The organism is Mesorhizobium sp. M2C.T.Ca.TU.002.02.1.1, from assembly GCF_003997225.1.
This window is the reverse complement of the sequence record NZ_RZTO01000562.1, coordinates 1-4,167: the sequence shown is the minus strand read 5'-3', so window position 1 is coordinate 4,167 and position 4,167 is coordinate 1. Positions and strand designations below refer to the sequence as shown.

Annotated in this window: 7 protein-coding genes; 4 read left to right on the top strand and 3 right to left on the bottom strand. The window is 63.6% G+C overall.

Annotation, left to right across the window (positions count from 1 at the left end; genetic code table 11):
• Positions 1-37: 37 nt before the first annotated feature.
• Complete coding sequence (locus EOD07_RS24910; protein ID WP_127237316.1) at positions 38-604, top strand: BA14K family protein; 567 nt, start codon at positions 38-40, stop codon at positions 602-604.
• Positions 605-779: 175 nt separating this feature from the next.
• On the top strand, positions 780-1,064 hold the full coding sequence (locus EOD07_RS24905) for a PilZ domain-containing protein (protein WP_127237315.1): 285 nt from the start codon (positions 780-782) through the stop codon (positions 1,062-1,064).
• Positions 1,065-1,148: 84 nt separating this feature from the next.
• Here the strand turns inward: EOD07_RS24905 and ilvC are convergent, their stop codons facing one another.
• From ilvC to EOD07_RS24890, 3 genes are all read right to left on the bottom strand, one after another.
• Entirely contained in the window at positions 1,149-2,168 is a 1,020-nt protein-coding gene (gene ilvC / locus EOD07_RS24900; protein ID WP_040982094.1) for a ketol-acid reductoisomerase, read from the bottom strand.
• A 24-nt stretch (positions 2,169-2,192) separates the two neighbouring features.
• Positions 2,193-2,846, bottom strand: a complete 654-nt coding sequence (locus EOD07_RS24895) for a TetR/AcrR family transcriptional regulator (protein WP_127237314.1) — start codon at positions 2,844-2,846, stop codon at positions 2,193-2,195.
• A gap of 131 nt (positions 2,847-2,977) precedes the next feature.
• Complete coding sequence (locus tag EOD07_RS24890) at positions 2,978-3,433, bottom strand: MarR family winged helix-turn-helix transcriptional regulator (RefSeq protein ID WP_127237313.1); 456 nt, start codon at positions 3,431-3,433, stop codon at positions 2,978-2,980.
• A 96-nt stretch (positions 3,434-3,529) separates the two neighbouring features.
• Between EOD07_RS24890 and EOD07_RS24885 the strand changes: the two genes are divergently transcribed.
• Both EOD07_RS24885 and EOD07_RS24880 read left to right on the top strand, forming a co-directional pair.
• Positions 3,530-3,835, top strand: coding sequence for a Rieske (2Fe-2S) protein (locus EOD07_RS24885; protein WP_041011922.1), 306 nt, complete (start codon positions 3,530-3,532; stop codon positions 3,833-3,835).
• Between the two features lies 1 nt (position 3,836).
• On the top strand, positions 3,837-4,167 hold a 331-nt coding region (locus tag EOD07_RS24880; protein WP_245470457.1), incomplete at its 3' end, for a glutathione S-transferase family protein.

Sequence of the window (4,167 nt, the reverse complement as noted above, 5' to 3'; positions counted from 1 at the left end):
GCTCTGGGCGTGGGGCCTTTACTCCTTGGAGAGTGAAATGAAACCGCTTTTTTCTTCCCTGAGATCAGGGCTTCTGGTCCTGGGCCTCGTTACCGGCGTGACCGCGCCGTCGGTCGCGGGACCGATCCTGCAGCCCGATCTCGGCGTTGCGACGAATACCGCCGCGCCGAACATCATTCCCGTGCGCGACGGCTGGGCCGGCAACAACAACGGCGGCAGCTTCCAGGATTGGCGTTGGCGTCACCGCGGCGGCGACTTCAGATGGCGTGGCGGCGACCGTCGCTTCTCGCGCCACTGGGACGGCGGCGGCGACTGGCGCTGGCGGCATCACCACCGCCGGCACTTCCGAGGCGGCGACGCGGCGATCCTGGGGCTGGGCCTCGGCCTTGGCCTGGGCAGCATGGCCTACGGCAACTACTATGACCCGTACTATTACGATCCCTATCCGCACTACGTCCAGCCACGGCGCATCTACCGGACCGAGCGGCTGTCCAGCGCGCATGTCCGCTGGTGTTATGACCGCTACCGGTCGTATCGCGCCTGGGACAATACTTTCCAGCCCAACTACGGTCCTCGCAAGCAATGCTGGTCGCCCTATAGCTGAGCGGCCCGCCAGCACGGACAGAGAAACGGCGCCTTCGCGGGCGCCGTTTCTCTTTTGCGGCGACCTGTGCTCGCCACCGGCCGATAACCCTAAATTCATCGGCCGCGGCTATTCATCCATGCCGATGTCGCCCAATATGACGATTCGCGCGAACGGAGTGCGAGACGTGCTCGCCATGGCCGAAGACGAACACAGAAACCAACACAGGCAACGCGTGCTGAAGGGCGCGGCGATCCTGACCGGCATCAACAATTCCGAAGTGCGATGCACGGTGCGCAACATGCATTCGAACGGCGCGGAGCTGAAAGTGCCGATCGACGCGCGCGTGCCGGACGAATTCCTGCTCTACGTGCCGATCGACGGCATCGGCTACAAGGCGGTGGTGCGTTGGCGCCGCGAGGACCGCATCGGCGTGGAGTTCACCGGCACCGAGCCCAAGCCGCATTGGCACTACGGCTGAACTGCAGCGATTGGCCTTACCGGCGAGGAAAAAAGACCGGCGGATCGCTCCGCCGGCCCGTCAGATGCATAACGAAGTCGAAAATTAGTTCTTGGCCTTGTCGACCAGCTTGTTCTTGGCGATCCACGGCATCATCGCGCGCAGCTTGGCGCCGACCTCTTCGATCTGGTGGCCGTCGTTCATGCGGCGGATACCCTTGAAGCGCGACAGGCCGGCCCGGTATTCCTGCATCCATTCCGAGGTGAACTTGCCGGTCTGGATGTCCTTCAGGATGCGCTTCATCTCCGCCTTGGTCTCGGCGGTGATGATGCGCGGACCCGAGACGTATTCGCCCCATTCGGCGGTGTTCGAGATCGAGTAGTTCATGTTGGCGATGCCGCCTTCATAGATCAGGTCGACGATCAGCTTCACCTCGTGCAGGCATTCGAAATAGGCCATCTCCGGCGCGTAGCCGGCTTCCACCAGCGTCTCGAAGCCGGCACGGATCAGCTCGACCAGGCCGCCGCACAGCACAACCTGCTCGCCGAACAGATCGGTCTCGCATTCCTCGCGGAAGTTCGTCTCGATGATGCCGGAGCGGCCGCCGCCGACGCCGCAGGCATAGGAGAGCGCGAGGTCGAGCGCGTTACCCGAAGCGTCCTGGTTGACGGCGACCAGGCACGGCACGCCGCCGCCCTTCTGGTATTCGCCGCGCACCGTGTGGCCCGGGCCCTTCGGCGCGATCATGACGACGTCGACCGAGGCCTTCGGCTCGATCAGGCCGAAATGCACGTTGAGGCCGTGCGCGAAGGCGATCGCGGCGCCGTCACGGATGTTCGGCGCAATCTCGTTCTTGTAGATGTCGGCCTGCAATTCATCGGGCGTCGCCATCATCATCAGGTCGGCCCATTTGGCGGCGTCCGCCACGCTCATGACCTTGAGGCCGTCGGCCTCGACCTTCTTGGCGGTCGCCGAGCCGGCCTTGAGACCGATGGCGATCTCCTTGACGCCGGAATCCTTGAGGTTGAGCGCATGCGCCCGGCCCTGGCTGCCATAGCCGATGATAGCAACCTTCTTGCCCTTGATGAGATTGAGATCGGCGTCACGATCGTAATAGACACGCATTTGGTGTTCCTTCCCTTTTGAAGATCAGAGGCTTTGCAGCCGGTTGTTTGCTCCGAAGAGAGCGAGAAACTGTTGCGTCGCGCGGCGGGCATCGCCGCCGATCGTCGCCTCAGTCAATTCCACCCGATCGCCGAGCAGCAGACGGATCTGCACGTCGCGACCGACCAGGCCGAAAAAAGTCCGGAACGCCGTCTCGGCGTCCTCGAAATCGAGCAGTCGGGCCTGCCGGCCGGCTTCGAGCACCGGCTTCAGCCGTCTGGCAAGCGCGAAGCGGCCATTCTGCAGCACGATGGCGCCGAGGTCATCCTTCCCGGAGCCGGCATGGCCGACCGCCACGCGGTTGAGCGCGATCGACGTATCGCTGGAGATCACCTTGAGCCAGTCAAAAGCGAAGCGTTCGAGGCTTGCTGTCAGCGACGCGAGGTCGAGACCCTTGCGATCGACCGGTGTCACACGCACCTTGGAGGCCTGCCACTGCACCGTCGCCGTCAGCAGCCCGTCGCGGTCGCCGAACCATTTGTAGAGCGTTTCCTTGGAACAACTGGCCCGCCGCGCCACCGCGGTCATGGTGAGGTTGTCGCCCTCCTCCACCAGCAGGCGAAGCGCCGCGTCCAGAACGGCCTGCTGCCGCTCCGTCAGCATTTCGCTTGTGTCGATGTCGGCGCCTGCCTGCAGCACAATCTTTCCCGTTTCTCCGGTCACCCAGAGGCGTACCGTACGTTACGGTTCGGCTTATTGCGGATTCCGGTTTCCGACGCAAGGGCCATGGCGCGAGAAATGACCCGGCGGAGCGGCCAAAGGCTCACAAGCTAGTCGCTGGCCGGCGGGTCGCGCAGCTGTCCGAGCAGGCTGGCCAATGTCTTCAGTTCCTCGGCCGAAAGCCTGTCGCCCATCAGTTCCGCGATCGAAGCGCCGTAGACGGTCCAGATGCGGCGGCGCATTTCCCGGCCGCTTGTCGTGATGCGGACGGTCTGCCCGCGTCCGTCATCCGAGACAGGCAGCTTTTCCACCAGGCCATCCGCCTCCAGGCGGGCGAGCAGCCTTGAGACGCCGTACTGCGCCAGGAGAACGCGGCCGATCAGCTCGAACGGCCTGAGCCCGCCCTCGCCTGCTTCGGCAAGCTCGTGCAGCACGTCATACCAGGCGAGCGGCGGCAGGCCGTTTGCCTTCAGCGCGTTCTCGGTCCTCTCGACCAGCTGGCGCGAGACGCGCACGAGGCGCGCCCAGGCGACGACAGCCTCGGGTGATGGGGATTTTCTCGTCATCGGCACATTCTATTAGGTAGATGCAATTGCATCAAGCTTGACGATCGATGCAAATGCATTCATATAGATGCAATTGCATCGACAAGGAGTTCTCCGATGAAACATGAAATCTGCAAGATCGCCGATATCCCGCAAACCGGCAGCCTGGTCGCGCCCTTCTTTGGCCGCGAGGTCCATGTCTGGCGCAGCGGCGACCGCATCCGCGCGGCGGCCAATGTCTGCCTGCATTTCGGCGGACCGCTGGACTGCAAGGACGGCGCTTTTGTCTGCCAATGGCATGGCGCGAAATTCGACATGGACAATGGCGAGCGTCTCGAAGGACCGGCGCCGAAGGGTTCCCGCCTGATGTTCCTGTCGACCCGCGTCGAAGACGGCGCGCTGAACTATGTCTGGGGAGAGTGAGATGACCGCCAGCCTCACCCTCGTCAGCCATCACCTCTGCCCCTACGTCCAGCGCGCCGCGATCTCGCTCGCCGAAAAAGGCGTGGCGTTCGAACGGACCTATGTCGACCTTTCCAACAAACCGGAATGGTTCAAAGCCGTCTCGCCGCTCGGCAAGGTACCGTTGCTGCGCGTCCGGCACGGCGATGCGGAGGAAGTGATCTTCGAATCCGCCGTCATCCTCGAATTCCTCGAGGAGACCGAGGCCAATCCCTTGCACCCGGCCGATCCGCTGGCGCGGGCCAGGCATCGCGCCTGGATCGAATTTGGATCGGCCATCCTCAATGCCATCG

What these genes read in the sequence shown, in the direction of transcription:
- EOD07_RS24905 (WP_127237315.1), top strand. Translation starts at nt 780, where the DNA reads ATGGCCGAAGACGAACACAGAAACCAACACAGGCAACGCGTGCTGAAG.
- EOD07_RS24890 (WP_127237313.1), bottom strand. Translation starts at nt 3,433, where the DNA reads ATGACGAGAAAATCCCCATCACCCGAGGCTGTCGTCGCCTGGGCGCGC.
- ilvC (WP_040982094.1), bottom strand. Translation starts at nt 2,168, where the DNA reads ATGCGTGTCTATTACGATCGTGACGCCGATCTCAATCTCATCAAGGGC.
- EOD07_RS24885 (WP_041011922.1), top strand. Translation starts at nt 3,530, where the DNA reads ATGAAACATGAAATCTGCAAGATCGCCGATATCCCGCAAACCGGCAGC.
- EOD07_RS24910 (WP_127237316.1), top strand. Translation starts at nt 38, where the DNA reads ATGAAACCGCTTTTTTCTTCCCTGAGATCAGGGCTTCTGGTCCTGGGC.